General features: G+C 30.4%; 18 protein-coding genes and 1 riboswitch. Of the genes, 10 read left to right on the top strand and 8 right to left on the bottom strand.

The window, feature by feature from the left end:
• Positions 1-6: 6 nt before the first annotated feature.
• From DP68_RS10520 to DP68_RS10500, 5 genes are all read right to left on the bottom strand, one after another.
• Complete coding sequence (locus tag DP68_RS10520) at positions 7-702, bottom strand: response regulator transcription factor (protein ID WP_035309219.1); 696 nt, start codon at positions 700-702, stop codon at positions 7-9.
• Between the two features lie 14 nt (positions 703-716).
• Positions 717-2,153, bottom strand: a complete 1,437-nt coding sequence (locus DP68_RS10515; protein WP_035309218.1) for a HAMP domain-containing sensor histidine kinase — start codon at positions 2,151-2,153, stop codon at positions 717-719.
• Positions 2,154-2,181: 28 nt separating this feature from the next.
• The gene (locus DP68_RS10510; RefSeq protein ID WP_035309217.1) at positions 2,182-2,934 is read right to left on the bottom strand and encodes an ABC transporter permease; all 753 of its coding nucleotides are present in this window, start codon (positions 2,932-2,934) and stop codon (positions 2,182-2,184) included.
• The gene (locus DP68_RS10505) at positions 2,921-3,646 is read right to left on the bottom strand and encodes an ABC transporter ATP-binding protein (protein WP_035309216.1); all 726 of its coding nucleotides are present in this window, start codon (positions 3,644-3,646) and stop codon (positions 2,921-2,923) included. The genes DP68_RS10510 and DP68_RS10505 overlap by 14 nt, the downstream gene beginning before the upstream one ends.
• 84 nt (positions 3,647-3,730) lie before the next feature.
• Positions 3,731-4,966: a hypothetical protein gene (locus tag DP68_RS10500; protein ID WP_035309215.1), complete on the bottom strand. Its 1,236-nt coding sequence runs from the start codon at positions 4,964-4,966 to the stop codon at positions 3,731-3,733.
• Between the two features lie 275 nt (positions 4,967-5,241).
• On the opposite strand from DP68_RS10500, the gene DP68_RS10495 reads away from it, so the two are divergent.
• Complete coding sequence (locus DP68_RS10495; RefSeq protein WP_035309214.1) at positions 5,242-6,138, top strand: DMT family transporter; 897 nt, start codon at positions 5,242-5,244, stop codon at positions 6,136-6,138.
• Between the two features lie 65 nt (positions 6,139-6,203).
• Here DP68_RS10495 and yfcE read toward each other — a convergent pair whose 3' ends face one another.
• Positions 6,204-6,749: a phosphodiesterase gene (gene yfcE, locus DP68_RS10490; RefSeq protein ID WP_035309213.1), complete on the bottom strand. Its 546-nt coding sequence runs from the start codon at positions 6,747-6,749 to the stop codon at positions 6,204-6,206.
• A 166-nt stretch (positions 6,750-6,915) separates the two neighbouring features.
• Here yfcE and DP68_RS10485 point away from each other — a divergent pair, with 166 nt between their 5' ends.
• The gene (locus DP68_RS10485; protein WP_035309212.1) at positions 6,916-7,902 is read left to right on the top strand and encodes a biotin--[acetyl-CoA-carboxylase] ligase; all 987 of its coding nucleotides are present in this window, start codon (positions 6,916-6,918) and stop codon (positions 7,900-7,902) included.
• A gap of 39 nt (positions 7,903-7,941) precedes the next feature.
• On the opposite strand, the gene DP68_RS10480 is transcribed toward DP68_RS10485, so the two are convergent.
• Complete coding sequence (locus tag DP68_RS10480) at positions 7,942-8,502, bottom strand: biotin transporter BioY (protein WP_035309211.1); 561 nt, start codon at positions 8,500-8,502, stop codon at positions 7,942-7,944.
• Positions 8,503-8,692: 190 nt separating this feature from the next.
• Here DP68_RS10480 and DP68_RS10475 point away from each other — a divergent pair, with 190 nt between their 5' ends.
• A complete protein-coding gene (locus DP68_RS10475) occupies positions 8,693-10,066 on the top strand; it encodes a hypothetical protein (protein WP_035309210.1) in 1,374 nt (457 codons plus the stop codon).
• A gap of 82 nt (positions 10,067-10,148) precedes the next feature.
• Entirely contained in the window at positions 10,149-10,640 is a 492-nt protein-coding gene (locus DP68_RS10470) for a DsrE/DsrF/DrsH-like family protein (protein ID WP_035309209.1), read from the top strand.
• A gap of 156 nt (positions 10,641-10,796) precedes the next feature.
• Here DP68_RS10470 and hutG read toward each other — a convergent pair whose 3' ends face one another.
• Positions 10,797-11,810, bottom strand: coding sequence for a formimidoylglutamase (hutG, locus tag DP68_RS10465; protein ID WP_035309208.1), 1,014 nt, complete (start codon positions 11,808-11,810; stop codon positions 10,797-10,799).
• 198 nt (positions 11,811-12,008) lie between these two features.
• Here hutG and DP68_RS10460 point away from each other — a divergent pair, with 198 nt between their 5' ends.
• From DP68_RS10460 to DP68_RS10435, 6 genes are all read left to right on the top strand, one after another.
• On the top strand, positions 12,009-12,824 hold the full coding sequence (locus tag DP68_RS10460) for a hypothetical protein (protein WP_035309206.1): 816 nt from the start codon (positions 12,009-12,011) through the stop codon (positions 12,822-12,824).
• Positions 12,825-12,942: 118 nt separating this feature from the next.
• A complete protein-coding gene (locus DP68_RS10455; protein ID WP_035309204.1) occupies positions 12,943-13,143 on the top strand; it encodes an asparagine synthase in 201 nt (66 codons plus the stop codon).
• Between the two features lie 239 nt (positions 13,144-13,382).
• Complete coding sequence (locus tag DP68_RS10450; protein ID WP_035309202.1) at positions 13,383-13,754, top strand: Rid family detoxifying hydrolase; 372 nt, start codon at positions 13,383-13,385, stop codon at positions 13,752-13,754.
• A 130-nt stretch (positions 13,755-13,884) separates the two neighbouring features.
• Positions 13,885-14,910, top strand: coding sequence for a tRNA 2-selenouridine(34) synthase MnmH (gene mnmH / locus DP68_RS10445; protein WP_035309200.1), 1,026 nt, complete (start codon positions 13,885-13,887; stop codon positions 14,908-14,910).
• Positions 14,911-14,969: 59 nt separating this feature from the next.
• A riboswitch (FMN riboswitch) is annotated at positions 14,970-15,084 on the top strand.
• Between the two features lie 242 nt (positions 15,085-15,326).
• A complete protein-coding gene (gene ribD / locus DP68_RS10440) occupies positions 15,327-16,412 on the top strand; it encodes a bifunctional diaminohydroxyphosphoribosylaminopyrimidine deaminase/5-amino-6-(5-phosphoribosylamino)uracil reductase RibD (protein ID WP_035309198.1) in 1,086 nt (361 codons plus the stop codon).
• A 38-nt stretch (positions 16,413-16,450) separates the two neighbouring features.
• A complete protein-coding gene (locus tag DP68_RS10435; RefSeq protein ID WP_035309194.1) occupies positions 16,451-17,104 on the top strand; it encodes a riboflavin synthase in 654 nt (217 codons plus the stop codon).
• Positions 17,105-17,114: the final 10 nt, after the last annotated feature.

The following is a 17,114-nucleotide window of genomic DNA, read 5'->3' as shown; positions in this document are numbered from 1 at the left end:
TCCTTTTTAAACTCTAAGCTTGTACCCAGCACCCCAAACAGTTTCAACATATTGAGGGTTGGAAGGAGAGGATTCTATTTTTTCCCTTATTCTTCTAATATGAACAGTTATTGTGGCAGTATCGCCAAGAGCATCAAGCCCCCAAATTCGTTCGAATAATTCTTCTCTACTAAATACTCTGTTTGGATTTTCGGCCAAACAAAGCAGTAAATCAAATTCCTTTTGAGCTAAATTTATTTCATTACCATTTATAAATGCTTGTCGTGAACTTTTAATTATTTCCAAACCTCGTATTGTTATAATATCATTTTTAACTTTCGAAGAGAACTTAGTTCTTATTCTCTCATAATTTTGAATATGAGATTTAACTCTAGCAACTAATTCACCTGGACTAAATGGTTTTGTAATATAATCATCTGCCCCAAGACTTAATCCTTTAATTTTATCAATTTCCTCTTTTTTTGCAGAAACAAGTAAAACAGGAATCTCCTTAGAATCTTGAATACTACGCAAAATGCTTAATCCATCAATTTTAGGAATCATAATATCAAGTATCAAGAGATCAAAGCTAGTCTCCTTTAAGGTATTTAAACCTTGCACACCATCTGTACATATAGTAACTTCAAAGTTGTTGAGCTCTAAATAATCCTTTTGAAGTTCTGCAATACTTAAATCATCTTCAATAATTAAAATTTTTTTCATAATGCTCTCCATTTTTAAATAGTTTTTGCTAGTGAAATTATTATACTGGTACCTTCATCTTCATGGCTTATTGCCCATATTTTACCCTTGTGGCCTTCTACAATTTGCTTAGCGATTGCAAGTCCTAACCCGCTGCCTTTTGCATCACTTCTTGCTAAATCTGATCTATAAAATCTATCAAATATTTTACTTACATCACTTTTATCAATACCAGAGCCATTATCTTTTATTTCAATAATAATGCTAGAATTAGTTTCTCTAAGCATTATTGTTATTAGGCCGTTTTCTTTATCCATATACTTGCGAGAGTTATCAATAATATTAACTATAACTCGCTTCATTCTCGCTCTATCAAGCATAACATAGCGAAAATCCTTTAGATTATTTTGAAAATCAATATGTATATTATATTTTTCCAGCTCTGGTGAGCTTTCTAAAATGCAATAGTCAAAGTATTCAACAATATCTGTCTTTTCATAATTAAAAGGAATTTGATTTAAATCTAATTTTGAGTATAAAAGTAAATCATCGATCATAACATCGATTTGTTCAGATTTTGAATAAATGGTTTTTAAATAACGTTCCGTCTTTTCAGGAGTATTTGCCACACCATCTAAAATCCCCTCTACATACCCCTTTATGGAAGTTATGGGGGTTTTTAAGTCGTGAGATATACTAGAAACTAGCATTTTTCTATTATCATCATATTTCATTTTCATGCGAATAGAATCCTTTAGCTGTAATCTCATAGCTTCAAAATCAGCACATAACTCTCTAATTTCTCCGTCACCACTTTCTATAATTTCAAAGTTTAAATCACCTCTACTAATTTCAGCAGCAGCTTTTTTAAGCAGTGAAATAGGAGTTAATATTCGCTTTGAAAAAAGGTAAGACATAAATAAGTTAATTCCTATAAATGATATAAAGAATACACTTATCAGAGTAATAATAAACTTTTTGAAAACATCTGTATCTTTTCCAACTGGTGAAAGCAGTATTACATTTCCGATGGATTCATCTTTAAATACAAGTGAAGCACCGTCAACCATATAAGAACCATCGCTAATTTTCACCGTATTTTTTAAAGAATTAGTTCGTATTACTTCTAAAGACTTTTCTATATCAATTTTAGTTATATTTTTTGATGAAAATATGACATTGTTATTTTTAATTATTATGATTTCTCCATTAATATCTGAAAGCTTATCGTATAGATATTTTTGAAATTTACTATCTTCAATGGTCCCGGGGCTAGATTTTGACACGTCCTTTACTGCAGTTATAAGCTGATATCTTGCAACCATTAATTTTGTGAATTTATCATAGCTAATATTTCTATTAAAAACTTTTGAAGATACAAGTGTAAATATAAAGGCTGATAAAATTGCAATTATAAACGGTGTTATAACAGTTATAGTATTAGAAATAAGTAGACGTCTTTTTATATCCATTTTGCTCACCTTATAGAATGTTATTTGCCTAGAAATCCTTTTTATCAAATAAATAATAGGCACCTGTAAATAATAGTATAGCATAACTAAACATCATCATAAACTGTCGAAGAATTTTTAAAAAGGAAATGTCATTCATAATCCATAGTTTGTACCAATCCATCATACTTGTAAAAAACAAAGCAGAATAGCTTGAAAAAACAATTCCTAATGCTTTGAAAACTATAAAAATAAGGATAGAGATAAAAAATACACTTATTCCGCTTTTAAGTATATTTGTAAAAAGTATAATTACTAATGACAATACTATCATTGGAAACAATGTGACTAAATAAGAAACAAGTATTTTAACAATTCCTTGCATAGTAAATGAACTAGAATTAAAAATCATACCAGTTATAGTTGAAAAAATCATTACAAACATAAGATTAACTAGTACAAATATTATTACAGCAGTGAGTTTTGCAGAAAAAAACTTTAATCTTGTAATTGGCCTTGTAAGTGCGATCTTCATAGTGTTTTGAGCAAATTCTCCAGAAAAGCTATCTATAGTTACAAGTGCTGTAAATAGAGGGAGAATTGTATTAACAACAACAGAAAGCACAAGTAGAGGGAAGTCAACCCCGGAAGTTCCGCGAACTCCAAAACCGCTTCTAAGACCAATGATAGAAAATTGGCCAAATATAATGAAAATAAGTGACATTATAGCTGCCACTAAAACTTTTTTCTTTTTATATAGTTTTTCAAGTTCATTTATTAAAGCTGCTTTAAATCCTACCATTTCGTTCTACCTCACTAATAAAATAATTTTCAAGGGAAGCATAGTTATTCAATATATTTTTTGTTGTATCTACATTAAGCATTTTCCCGTTATATAAAACTCCAATACGGGTACAGGTAAGTTCTACATCATGGATGAGATGACTTGATATAAAGAATGTAGTATTTTCTTTTTCTGCAAGATCTTTTATAATGTTTCTCATATCAATCATGCCTTCTACGTCAAGACCATTTAAAGGTTCATCTAGTATAACTACCTCAGGCCTTGATAAAATTGCAGCAGCAATTCCAAGTCTTTGTTTCATTCCAAGAGAGAATTTTCTTGGCTTTTCATTTTTGTATCTTAAAAGACCAGTAAGCTCTAAAACTTCTTCGATTCTTTTAGAATCAACATCTTTATAATATCTTGAAAATTGTTTTAAGTTTTCAAAAGCTGTTAAAAAGGGATATGATTCAGCAGTTTCTATAATACAGCCAACCTTTGCTATAGCTGCCTCAAAATCATTTAAGATACTATGACCTAAAATTTTAACATCACCACTATCAGGCTTTATGAGGCCGGCCATGATTTTCATGGCAGTGGTTTTACCAGCACCATTTGGTCCTAAAAATCCAAAAATATCACCCTTATATATATCAAGATTAATGTCAGTTATACCTCGTCCATTTTTATATACTTTGGAAAGGTCTTGAATTTCTATAACTTTGTCCATTTAAATCCCTCCAAAACTTATTATAATAAAGCTTTAAAAATAACCTGTCGGTATAGTAATACCGACAAGTTATTATAGATATTATTAATTAAATACTCTGCTGTACTCACTGTCAGATAAAATGTTTGTTCTTACACGTTCATTTATATTAAAGTATATATTTGCTGAATATGGATTTACAGATATATCACCTTTTATAGTATTATCAGAAGCAGTAAAAGGTCCATAAGTGCCATTATTTTTTTCGAATTTTGCGCTAAATTCAAAGTCTTTCTTATCAGATGCATAGTTTTCATAACCCTTTAAATATTCTTCATGATATCTTCCGCTAATACTAGTTTCAGTTGCATTAGTAATATCAACAAATTTTTCACCTATTTTTTCAAACTTATTATTTTTTTCTATTATAATATCAGTTTTATATTGTCCAACATATATTTCTGGGTTAGTTAGCTTGTTATAATCTCTTTCTGTATTTTTTTCTACAGTTTTGCCAGAAAGATCAGGCTTTTTAACAACAGTTGAGTTTACATTTGTTACTTTTCCTAATAATTCTAAAGTTATAACATGTTCTTTTCCGCTATCGTCCTTACCAGAAAGTACACCAGTTCCAAGTATGCTTTGGATTAATCCATCTTTATTTACTACCATTTTACCGGATATTTCTTTAACAAAGATATCCTTTGTGATTTTTGGCATATTATCTTGGTTATTATTTCTATTGCCAAATTCATTTTTAGATTGTAGGGATACTACAGCATTAACTAGTGCTGGTATTTGTGATTCTTTTAAAGATCCAGATAATACCTTACTTCCATCTGTATTTTCAGTAACAATAACAGAATCTTTTAAATTACCTACAAGAGCATCTGCTATTTTTTCAACATCGCTAGCTTCTTTTTCTTTAAATGGATTTTTAAAAGAATTTACTTCACGAGGACTTGTATACTCACTTACATAATATACATTTTGGTCACTGTTTTTATTTATATAACCATTTTTGTCAGCGTAGTAATAATTATCTCTTTTAACTTTACCATCAATATTTGTTGATACGTTTTCCATAGCTTGTTTTGAAACATCATATTTATTAAGTGAGGTTTCAGATGAAATAACAGTACCATTATCCTTTAGTGCAAAAGACATGTCTAAAGTATAACTTGAAACATCTGAGGTAAGACTTTCAGCCGTGTATTTCATAGAATCCTTTAATTGATCATATCCACTTTTAGACATTACTTCTGCCATAGCTGTAGAAGCAAACATTACAGTTCCTAGAGCAAAGCTTAAAAACATTGCTGTTTTTTTCTTTAATTTCATTTTTAATAACATCTCCTTTAGGTTTGTTTTCATGAAGGTCCTTCATAAGTTTATTTTAAAATGTATATCTCTATTTTTCATAAACTAATTATAAACAAAATATAAACTTTTTTATATGAAAATTAAGAAACAATATATATTATTTATAGAAAGAGTGTTAAATATCTTTAAGTGAATAAGAATGTTGTTATATTTTAAATATAATTAAGAAATAGTTATGGTATAATATAACTTAGTAAAATTAGGAAAGAATATGGTTTGGTGGAGGGGATTTTATGTTACAGTCACATTTTGGAGAATTTGCAGCATTACTAACAGCAATGTTTTGGACTGTTACAGCGCTGGCATTTGAGTCAGCAGGTAAAAAAGTTGGATCATTATCTGTAAATCTTATAAGACTTTTGATAGGTTTTGTGTTAATAAGCATATATACGCTCATAACTAGAGGGTTATTTTTACCTATAGATGCCACTGGAAGTACATGGCTATGGCTATTAATCTCAGGAATTATAGGATTTGTTTTAGGAGATTTATTTTTATTTCAAGCTTATGTTGAAGTGGGCTCGAGAATTGCGATGCTTGTAATGGCAACTTCACCTCCAATTACTGCAATAATAAGCTATATAGTTTTTGGTGAGAGATTAAGTAAAATAAGTATTATAGGAATGTCAATTACAATAATAGGCATTGCAATAGTAGTTTTTAAGAAGGATTTAGAGGAGAATAAGGTTGAATTTGCTCATCCTGCAAAGGGACTAGCTTTTGCGTTTTTGGGATCTTTAGGGCAAGCGTGTGGCGTTATATTAAGTAAAGTAGGAATGGGAAATTATAATCCTTTTGCAGCTACGCAAATACGTATAATTGCTGGAATTTTTGGATTTACTATATTGATTACTGTAATGAAGAAGTGGGGAAATTTAAGTATAGCTTTTAAAGATGCCTATGCCTTAAAAAGAATCTCTCTTGGAGCGATTTTTGGGCCATTTTTAGGAGTGTCATTTTCATTGCTAGCAATTCAGCATACTACAGCTGGAGTAGCTGCAACAATTACATCCATAACTCCTGTTTTAATCATTCCGCCTGCAATTAGAATATTAAAGGAGAAGGTTACTTCAAGGGAAATAGTTGGATCACTAATTACCATTGTAGGGGTAGGGGTATTGTTTTTATAATGATATCCTACTTCCCAAATATGTAATGGTGACGAGGATAATACATATTTGGGAACAATTGAAGACTATTTTAGTTCGATTTCTTTATAAATGTCGCCATCTAAAGTTTTAATTTTAAATATGTAGTCTTCAAGCACACCATAAGAATTAGGTGTGTTTTCTTTTGGAAAGGTTATGGAACCAGGGTTTAATATAAATATATCCTTATGTTTTTCAGCTAAAGGTACGTGGGTGTGACCATAAATTAATACATCACCTGTACTTAAATTAGGCAAATTATCACTATTATAAATATGACCATGAGTTAAAAATAGTCTTTTATCATTATAAAGAATTACGGAATAATCACTAAGCATTGGATATTCTAAAACCATCTGGTCAACTTCACTATCACAATTTCCACGAACCGCAATAATTTTATCTTTATAAGAATTTAACAGTTCAGTTACTGCTTTTGGGTTATATTCCTTTGGAAGTGGATTTCTTGCTCCATGATATAACTCATCACCTAATATAATTATATAGTTTGGATCTTCGTTTTGGCATAATTGAAGAACTTCATTTAAATAGTATAAAGAACCATGAATATCAGAGATAAATAGTAATTTCATAAAGATAACTCCTTCTTTATTGAATTATTGGATTGTATTTAATATATCACAACAATTTATAGTATAAATTAATATTATATCAAATAAAAGATTGACTTAGATTTAATGATATGTACTTTTTCTAAATGAAAATGTTATAATGATGAAAAGATAAGGAGGAGGCACATTGAAAGAAGAAATAATCAGATTACTAAAGAAAAATCAAAATGAATTTATATCTGGAGAAGATATTAGCAGTGCTTTGGGGATTTCAAGAGCTGCTGTATGGAAATATATGAAGGCAATAAAGGAAGATGGATATAATATAGAGTCTGTATCTAGAAAAGGATATAAGTTAATTTCATCTCCAGACTTGCTTACTTTTGAAGAAATAAGTCCTTATTTAAATACAAGCTATATAGGTAAACAAATAGTTTACTTTAACTCAATAGATTCTACTAATAACGAAGCTAAAAAGTTAGCAAGTAGTGGATGCTCAGAAGGAATAGTAATAATAAGCGAAGAACAAACTATGGGTAGGGGAAGGCTTGGACGTAATTGGGTTTCTCCAAAATTTAAGGGAATATGGATGTCTATAGTATTAAGACCTGATATTGACCCAATGAATGTAGCAAAAATTACTCAAGTTGGAGCTGCGGCGGTGCTAAAGGCTATAAAAGAGCAGGGGATAAATGCATACATAAAATGGCCTAATGACATAGTATTAAATAATAAGAAGGTTTGCGGAATACTAACTGAAATGAGTGGGGAAATAAACAATGTAAATTATGTGGTTATGGGAATAGGCATAAATGTAAATATTGATAAAGAGGATTTTCCAGAAGAAATTGAGGAAATTGCAACCTCATTAAAAATTGAAGAATGTAAGAGTATTGAAAGAAAAGCCTTGGTTGCAAGTATTTTAAATAACTTAGAAGAATTATATAAAGAATTTATAAAAAACGAAGATATAAAAACTTCTATAGATATTTGCAGAGAAAATTCAATATTAATTGGGAAGTCAGTCAGAATAATTAATAGAAATGATGAAATTCAAGCACAAGTATTGGATTTAAGTGATGATGGAAAGCTTATTGTAAAGTATCAGGATGGAAGTATTCATGAAGTAATATCAGGAGAAGTTTCTGTAAGAGGACTTTATGGATATGTATAAAATCAGGGAGGTATTCCCTGATTTTTTATATTTATATCTTTAAGAATTAGCTAATCCATAACGTTTTATAACAGGTATAATTCTAACTCCAAGGAATGCAGTAAATATACATTTAATCAAATCACCTGGAAGGAATATCAAAAATCCAGTCTTTAATGCAGAAGGAATAGTTATAGTAACTGAGGATACATATTTTAATATAATGTATAAATAAGGAACTCCAATAATGTAAACAATAATTATTCCTGAAATACAGGCAGTTAAAAGTTTTAAAAAGCTTGGCCTATTTTGTGATTCGGATAGTTTACCTATAATATAAGCTGCAATAATATATCCTATTAAATATCCAAAAGTAGGCTGAAAAATATAAGATAAACCACCTGGCTTTGTAAATACAGGAAGACCTAATAATCCTAGTGTTACATATACAATTTGGGATAATGCACCTAATCTAGAGCCAAGTAGTATTCCTGCAAGTGCTGTAAATAAAAATTGAAGATTAATGGGTGCAGGTTCTAGAGGGATTTTTATAAATGTTCCAATAGCAGTTAAAGATGTAAATAAGGAAACAAGAATCATATCTCGTGTAGTAATTTTCATTAAAAAACCTCCTAAATTTATTGTAAACCTAATATTTAAATAAAGTTTACAATAATAACACTTTGTTGTCAATGCAATTAAAACAAAACATTCGATGAAATAATATTCCCTAATTAGAATAATATTTGAGATTTAAACAAAACATAGTTTTATATATTGTATTTTCAATATAAGAAGGCAGGAGAAAACTATGATTACATTAGGATTAATACACTATATATATTTAGCAATAATTATTTTAGTTATTGGAATTATATTTTTTAAAAAGGATGTTGTAATACCCTGTATATTAGGGATAGGTATAATTGGATTAATAAAAACTTCGAATGTTTTGGAGGCAGTGCAAATTATTTATAGGGCCATATTAGTATCTGGCAGAGAGTTTATAGAAATTGTGCTTATAATTTCTATGGTAAATGCTATGTCAAAGTCTTTAAGCGATATAGGTGCAGATGAACTTATTGTAAATCCCTTAAGAAAATTTATGATAAACAAGGTAGTAGCTTTTTTTGTTTTAGGTTTCACTGTAACTATAACCTCTTGGTTTATATGGCCAACTCCTGCAACCGTATTTATTGGCGCAATAATGGTGCCTGCTGCTGTAAAAGCAGGTCTTCCAAAAATTTGGGCAGCAGTTGCTTTATCTTTATTTGGCAAGGGAATAGCGCTATCTAGTGATTTTTTTATTCAGGGTGCACCTGCAATAACTGCTAAGACTGCAGGAATAAATGATACATTTATAATAGTAAGGCAAAGTATACCCTTTTGGATTACGATGAGTGTTTTTACTGTAGGAACTGCATTTTTTATTATGAAAAGAGAAACAAATAAAGTTGATGATTATAATGAGCAACAGCATATTCAAGAGGTGGTGATTGATAAAGATCCGCCACTGCACAATCCAAAGCTCATAGCAATATCTACCCCTATAGTATTTTTAATAGATGTAATTTTTATATACATGTTTAAGTTAAAGGGTCAAGGTGCAACAGCTTTAATAGGAGGAACTGCTATTTTAATTTTAATATTTACATCTATTTTAAATTTTGGAGTAGTAAAGTCCTTAGGCGAAGTAACAAGATACATAAAGGACGGTTTTGTGTTTGGTATAAAAGTTTTTGCTCCAGTAATAGTTATAGGTGCTTTTTTCTTTTTAGGAAGTGAGAATACGGCAAAGGAGATTTTGGGTAATAATGCTACAGGGCTTTTAACAGATATGGCAATGTATATATCCAGTAAAATAACACTATCTAGTTTTTCAGTGATTTCAATTCAAGGGTTTGTAGCTGTTATACTTGGAGTAAGCGGTTCTGCCTTTGGAGGACTTCCTCTTATGGGAACATTGGCACATGCTTTTAATACAGCAATAGGAACTGATACATCAAAGGTAGCAGCCTTTGGGCAAGTACTTTCAATTTGGATAGGAGGAACTGCTATACCATGGAGTGTTGTATCGGTTGCAGCAATTTGTGATGTTAAACCCTTTGATTTAGCTAGAAAAAATATGATTCCAGTAATAGTAGGAATTATGACTACAGTAATTGCAGCATTTATATTGATTTAATTAATAAGTTAGTTAGTGTTATTAAGAAAAATATAAAAATTTAAGTACTTAATAAATACTATAAATGTAGGAGGTAAGTAATTTGGATAATAACGTAGACAATAAGAAATTAAGCTTAGTTCTTTTTAGTGGCGATTATGATAAAGCTTTGGCTGCTCTTACTATTGCAAATGCAGCAAGTGATATTGGAGTAGATGTGAGTATATTTTGTGCCTTTTGGGGACTATTTTTAGTAAGAGATCCTGAAAGAATGACTTTAGAAGATAAAACAGCCTATGAAAAGATGTTTGATTCTGTAACGCCTGTAGGACCTGAGCAGCTTCCACTATCAAAAATGAATATGGCTGGAGTTGGAAAGGCAATGCTTCAAAAGATGATGGAAGATACAGAAACACCTACTTTAACAAAATTTTTAAATGGAGCAATAAAAAAGGGAGTTAAATTCTACGGCTGTAAAATGTCTGTAGAAGTGATGGGGTTTAAGGAAGAAGAGTTTATTGAAGGCTTTACAATCATAACAGCTCAAGATTATATGAGAGATGCATTGAATTCTAACATACAGCTATTCATATAAAAAGGATATTGCGACGTTTTTAATGTTGAACACAAGCAATGAATTTGCATTGTAGAAAGCATTGAGCAAGCAATTAAAAGCTCTTTTGCGTAACGAACGCTTTCCTAAATGCAAATTCACTGCAGGCGGTTCAACATTAAAAATGTCGTGTTATTTCTATAGTGATAAATTACATATATGAGCCATTGTATTTATTACTGAAAAAATGATTACTGCAGCTAAATTTGCTGTGGTGTTGTCCAAATCAAATCTTGGAGAAACCTCAGCAATATCAAAGCTCACAACTTTATTGGATTTTAAAATATATTTAATAAACTTTATTACTTTTTCAGGATCAAGTCCCAGCGGTTGAGATGCACTAACTCCTGGTGCAAATGCTGAAGAAAATACATCTGAACATATAGTTATGTAAATATGATCTCTAAGTTTTATAAACTCATCTAATCTTTCAAATACATTCCAATCGTCACTATTTAAAATATCCTTTGCTAAAATATAATCCACTCCTAATTTGTCAGCAGTTTTAAACAAATCTACAGTATTACTGTGTTTTTGAATTCCAAGACACATGTAGGAATATTCTAAGCTTTTCTCTTCACAAATATCAGCTATTTGTCTAAACATAGAACCTGAATGACTACCATTTGGATAAGGTCTAATATCAAAATGAGCATCAAAATTTATTATACCAATATTAGGTTTAGGATTATTTTTAGATAAATTACCTAAAATACCACTATAATGTCCCCAAGCTGTCTCGTGTCCTCCACCTAAGACTATGGGAAATAAGTTTAAGCTTAAAATCTTGTCTACTGCTTTTGAAAGTAAGTCTTGACTTTCTTCTAAAGAAATGTTTTCACAAAGTATGTCTCCAGCATCAAAAAGTTTGACTTCTTGTGTAAAGCAACAAGGAAGATGTGCAAGCTCCTTTCTAATACTTTCGGGACCTTTAGAAGCACCAGTTCTACCTTTATTTCTATTAATTCCTTCATCACAACAAAATCCAATGAAGGCAAAACCTAATTGTCCATCGAAAGGAATTAAATGCTCATTCTTTAAATCTATTAATTCAACCCATTGATGCCATCTAAATGCATCAAAATTTGTATCACTATCAATTCTTCCTTGCCAAACTGATCTATCTGCAATTTTATAGTTTGTACTAAACATCTTTTGCCAACCCCCCATGTGTTATATAAATATATAATATCATCTTTTTTATATTCATTTCCACCAGTATTGTATTAAAAATTAAAAAAATAATTTTTAATCTGAGGATTACTATAAAGCACCAGAAATATCAAGCGACTATTTATAACAAAGGCATATATATAAGTAGCTTACAAATTATACAAAGGGGGGAGTTAAATGAAAAAATTTATCTTAATAGTATTAGCAGTAAGTATAATTTTGAGTTTTTTAGGGTGCTCCAATTCTACTTCAAAAGCAAATATAAATATGAATTATTTATCAACAGCAAACATAAAAAATAATACTGCAGAAGAAGCTACATTTACATTAATTGATGCTTTAGTATCAGGAAATGAAAAGGTTTTAAGCGTAATAAATCATAATAAAGACATATTTAGTACCAAAGTTCTTTTAGATATTAGTGAAAAATATTTTAAGGGAAAAGATAATGATGATTTTGCTTATGATTTTACTCATGTAAATGAAAATACTATTATTTATGTAGAAGTTGATACAAATAATAGTAATGAAGCTAAGTATGTAGCATTAAAGATGAGGGATGAAAATGGAAAGTATTATTTCGACAGCTTTGTACCTAGTAATTATGAACTTGTAGACAAGGAAGGCAGAAATAATATACTTTATGATTATATATTAATTAACGATATTGGTGTGAAAAATAGTACTATGAAAGAACTTGCAGAAACTTTTACGAAGGCATTAAGTAGAGGTGACAAGGAGACAATAAAAAAAATAAGTAGCTCCAAGATAAAAGATAATCTAGATGAAATTATAACGGAAGAAGGCTATAAAAATATGAAACAATATGAAAATAAGCCTTTTGAAGTGAGAGTATCTGATGGGTTTATTTCGGCTACTATAGATTATGGGAATAATGTTATATACGATATATTGATTGTAAAAGAAGGAGAAAAATATTATTTTGATGGATTTTTTGAAGAAGAAGGTGGAGAAGCACAAAAGGACAAATAAAGTAGTTACCATAGAATTACTCTTTTCTTCTATTTTTATTAAGGATAAATAAGTTTATAGGTGGAATAATAATTATGTTCTTTAAATAAAAATTAGGATAAAAGAGGAGGAATAAGTTATGCGTGAGGGAATGATACCTACAGTTTTAGGTGCAGCAGTAACTGGAGCAGGTGCTACAATGGTTAAGAAAAAAGCAGCTACAGCAATTGGCGCTGGTATTTTAGGATTTGGACTCGCACATATAGTTTTAGGCTCAATAGAAATGGTTCAGCATAGAGATGACAAAATGGAACATGTAAAAAGATTTGGATTATGGTAATGAAATCTATAAAATAAACTAACTTTTTAATATTACAAGGTGGTGTTGTAAAATGTTGAAATTTAATTTCAATACTTTAAGACATCACCTTTGCTAATTTATGGAAAATAATGGTTTCAATACAAATTAGCACATCTCAGTTTGCTAAGATGTTTCAGTATTTAACTTATAATTCTCATAATATAAAATATATTTCATATTTATTAAGTAAGGTCAATTAATATATTGGGGGATTAAAAGTGAAAAAGAAAATTGAAACTTCATTAGCACCTAAGCCAGTTGGTCCATATTCACAAGGCTTGATAGTTGGAAACACTATATATGTATCTGGACAAGTAGGAGTAGATGTTATAACAGGAAAGGCTCCTAAGGGCATTGAAGAACAAACAAGGCAAGTTTTAAAAAATATACAAGCTATCTTAAAATGCGGTGGTGCAACTATGGATGATGTAGTTAAAGCTACGGTACATTTGTCAAATTTAAAATACTTCGAAAAATTTAATAAGATTTATGCTGAATTTTTCAAAGAGCCGTATCCTGTAAGAACAACAATAGGCAGTCAATTATTAGATAAGTTTTTAGTTGAGATAGATGTAATTGCTGAGGTTTAAGCATTTTCTAGACAATTAGTAAATTTGGTATGTTTTATTTATTTGTGATATTATAAAGTATATATGGATTAAATTTTATATATGTGGCAAGTATTTTAATAAATATAAACTGATTGTTGGGATGATGAAAATGTTAAGATCATTAGAATATGAAGAAGTACTTAAAGAAAATAAAAAGCCAATGGTTTTTGTGGATGTACGTAGTCCTAAGGAATTTAAAGAAGCTACTATACCAGGAGCAATAAATATACCATTATTCACTGATGAAGAAAGAGAAGAAATAGGGACAATTTATGTGAAAGATTCGCAAGATAAGGCAAAGAAGCGTGGAATAGAAATTGTTTCAAAAAAGTTACCCCAAATGTATGAGAGTTATAAGACAATTGATGATGAAAAGAAAAAGACAGCTATATTTTGTGCTAGAGGCGGTATGAGAAGCTCATCTATAGCATCATTGTTTACTGCACTTGGAATGGATATTATTAAAGTTACAAAGGGATATAAAGGTTATAGAGAATATATAAATCATAGCCTTCCTAGGTTATTTGAAGAAATTAAATTTGTTGTATTATATGGAAATACAGGTACAGGTAAGACTCATTTGTTGAGTAAATTAAGGGAAATGGGCTATGATACTTTAGATTTAGAAGCAGCAGCAAATCATAGAGGATCATTACTTGGATCAGTAGGGCTAGGCTCAGGAAATTCTCAGAAGATGTTTGAATCCTTAGTATTTGAAGAGCTATCAAAGAGAAAGACAAACTTAGTGTTTACTGAAGGAGAAAGCAAAAGAATAGATAAGATAGTTATGCCAGAGTATATGTTTAATGCAATCGAAAATGGAACACAAATTAATGTTACAGCTCCATTAGAATATCGTATAAAAAATATAAAAGATGATTATCTAATAAATGAAAGCAGTAAATATGAGATAATAGAAGCTTTAAAAAATATGAATAAATATATATCTGCATCTAGAATAGAAAAGTTTACAGGTAAGATTTTAAAGGATGAATATGATGAGGTAATTAGTGAATTAATGATTACTTATTATGATCCTATGTACAACTTTAAAGATAGAAATTTCTATTGTGAAGTGATCAATACTAACTTAGAGGAATGTTGTATCACTATATTAGATAAGGTGAAGAGATAAATAATTTAGTATTGACATATATAATGTACTGGTTTACAATGAACTTGTAAAACTTAATAAATTATCTTCAGGGCAGGGTGTGAATCCCTACCGGCGGTAAAGCCCGCGAGCCGTAAGGCATGATTCGGTGAAATTCCGAGGCCGACAGTAAAGTCTGGATGAAAGAAGATAGGCAGGTTATACTATAAAGTTACAATTTTTTATAGTATAAATTAATTTAGTGTCTACCAGCTCTGAAACTTATGTTTCAGAGCTTTTGTTTGTTAGATATAAATTAATAAACTTATTTGATTATTAGCCCTGAGTGAAAGCTTAGGGTTTTTTGTTTGTAATAAAATAAAAGACTTTTGAAAATGATGCATAAATAGCGTTAGTAAATCAAAAAATTATATATACTATGCAGAGAAGGTGATATTGTGAATGAAAAGTACATGGAGCTTGCTCTTGAACTTGCTAAAAAAGGTGAGGGAAGAGTAAATCCCAATCCTTTAGTTGGGGCAGTTATAGTAAAGGACAACAAAATAATTGGTGAAGGATATCATGAATATTATGGTGGCCCTCATGCAGAGATAAATGCATTTTCAAGCGTAAAGGAAAATGTTGAAGGAAGTACCATGTATGTGACATTAGAACCATGTTGTCACTATGGGAAAACTCCACCGTGTGTAAATGCAATAATCAAAAATAATATAAAAAAAGTTATAGTAGGGATGCTTGATCCTAACCCAAGGGTTGCAGGAAAAGGGGTAGAAATTCTAAGAGATCATGGTATTGAGGTGATAACAGGAGTTCTAGAGGAAGAGTGCAAAAGCTTAAATGAGATATTTATAAAATATATAGGAACTAAACTTCCTTTTGTAATCATGAAATATGCTATGACATTGGATGGTAAAATAGCAGCTTTTACTGGAGATTCTAAGTGGATAACAGGAGAGGCGGCAAGAGAGGAAGTACATAAGTTAAGAAATAAAGTTTCGGGAATTATGGTTGGAATAGGTACGGTACTTCAAGATAACCCAAGCCTTACTTGTAGAATTCAGGACGGTATGAGTCCAAAGAGAATAATTGTAGATAGTACTTTAAGAATACCTTTAAATTCAAATGTCTTAAACATAAAGGACGAAACTTTAACTATAATTGCAACTACTAAAAAAGCTTCAGAGGATAAGATACAGCTTTTAAAAGATAAAGGAGCAGAAGTTTTAATAGTTGAAGATATGGATGGCAGAGTAAATTTACAAGCCTTGATGAAAAGACTTGGAGAAATGGGTATAGATAGCATACTTTTAGAAGGAGGCAGCACATTGAATTATTCAGCAATAGAGCAGGGAATAGTTGATAAAGTGCAAGCTTATATAGCCTCTAAGATTATTGGAGGGGAAAGTGCCAAAACTCCAATTGGTGGAAAAGGGAAACCATTAATGAGTGAAAGCATAATCCTTCAAAATGTCACATTTAAAACCTTTGATGAAGATATTTTAATTGAAGGATACGTAAAATAAATATTACACAAAGGGGACTAGGAGTTAGGAGGGTAAGTATGTTTACTGGATTAGTTGAGGAAATAGGGATAATACAGGATATTCAAAGAGGAACAAAATCAGCTAGGCTTACTATAAAAGCTAGTAACATATTAGATGAAGTACAACTTGGTGATAGCATAAGTACCAATGGTGTTTGTTTAACTGTTACTGAGTACTCATCATCATCATTTACAGTGGACGTTATGGCTGAAACTTTAAGAAGCAGCAGTCTTGGAAGTCTAAAAAGAGGAAGCTATGTAAACTTAGAAAGAGCATTAAAAGTTAATGGAAGATTTGGGGGACACATAGTAAGCGGCCACATAGATGGGACAGGAATTATTGAGAATTTTGAGAAAGAGGATAATGCATTTTGGATTACCATTAAGGCAAACGAGGACATATTAAGGTATATAGTTCATAAAGGCTCGATTGCAATAGATGGAGTTAGCTTAACTGTAGCCTATGTGGACGAAGGAGTATTTAAAGTGTCCATAATCCCACATACTGGAGAAGAAACTATACTGTTGAAAAAATCACCAGGAGATATAGTGAACTTAGAATGTGACGTGTTAGGAAAATATGTAGAAAAGCTACTAGGTATAAAGTCTAAAGAAGAAAATAATAAAAAATCATCCATAACCTTAGAGTTTCTGAGGGAAAATGGATTTTAAGGAGGATTTA

It is taken from the genome of Clostridium sp. HMP27, from assembly GCF_000765165.1.
Classification (GTDB): Bacteria; Bacillota; Clostridia; order Clostridiales; family Clostridiaceae; genus Clostridium_AK.
The sequence above is the reverse complement of the archived record's forward strand: the minus strand, read 5'-3'. Positions and strand labels throughout refer to the sequence as shown.

Bases quoted from the DNA above. Each gene is read 5' to 3' on its own strand.
- DP68_RS10520 (WP_035309219.1), bottom strand. From the start codon at position 702: ATGAAAAAAATTTTAATTATTGAAGATGATTTAAGTATTGCAGAACTT.
- mnmH (WP_035309200.1), top strand. From the start codon at position 13,885: ATGTTAAGATCATTAGAATATGAAGAAGTACTTAAAGAAAATAAAAAG.
- DP68_RS10505 (WP_035309216.1), bottom strand. From the start codon at position 3,646: ATGGACAAAGTTATAGAAATTCAAGACCTTTCCAAAGTATATAAAAAT.
- hutG (WP_035309208.1), bottom strand. From the start codon at position 11,810: ATGTTTAGTACAAACTATAAAATTGCAGATAGATCAGTTTGGCAAGGA.
- DP68_RS10480 (WP_035309211.1), bottom strand. From the start codon at position 8,502: ATGAAAATTACTACACGAGATATGATTCTTGTTTCCTTATTTACATCT.
- DP68_RS10435 (WP_035309194.1), top strand. From the start codon at position 16,451: ATGTTTACTGGATTAGTTGAGGAAATAGGGATAATACAGGATATTCAA.
- DP68_RS10495 (WP_035309214.1), top strand. From the start codon at position 5,242: ATGTTACAGTCACATTTTGGAGAATTTGCAGCATTACTAACAGCAATG.
- DP68_RS10515 (WP_035309218.1), bottom strand. From the start codon at position 2,153: ATGGATATAAAAAGACGTCTACTTATTTCTAATACTATAACTGTTATA.
- DP68_RS10475 (WP_035309210.1), top strand. From the start codon at position 8,693: ATGATTACATTAGGATTAATACACTATATATATTTAGCAATAATTATT.
- DP68_RS10455 (WP_035309204.1), top strand. From the start codon at position 12,943: ATGCGTGAGGGAATGATACCTACAGTTTTAGGTGCAGCAGTAACTGGA.
- DP68_RS10460 (WP_035309206.1), top strand. From the start codon at position 12,009: ATGAAAAAATTTATCTTAATAGTATTAGCAGTAAGTATAATTTTGAGT.
- DP68_RS10500 (WP_035309215.1), bottom strand. From the start codon at position 4,966: ATGAAATTAAAGAAAAAAACAGCAATGTTTTTAAGCTTTGCTCTAGGA.
- DP68_RS10510 (WP_035309217.1), bottom strand. From the start codon at position 2,934: ATGGTAGGATTTAAAGCAGCTTTAATAAATGAACTTGAAAAACTATAT.
- yfcE (WP_035309213.1), bottom strand. From the start codon at position 6,749: ATGAAATTACTATTTATCTCTGATATTCATGGTTCTTTATACTATTTA.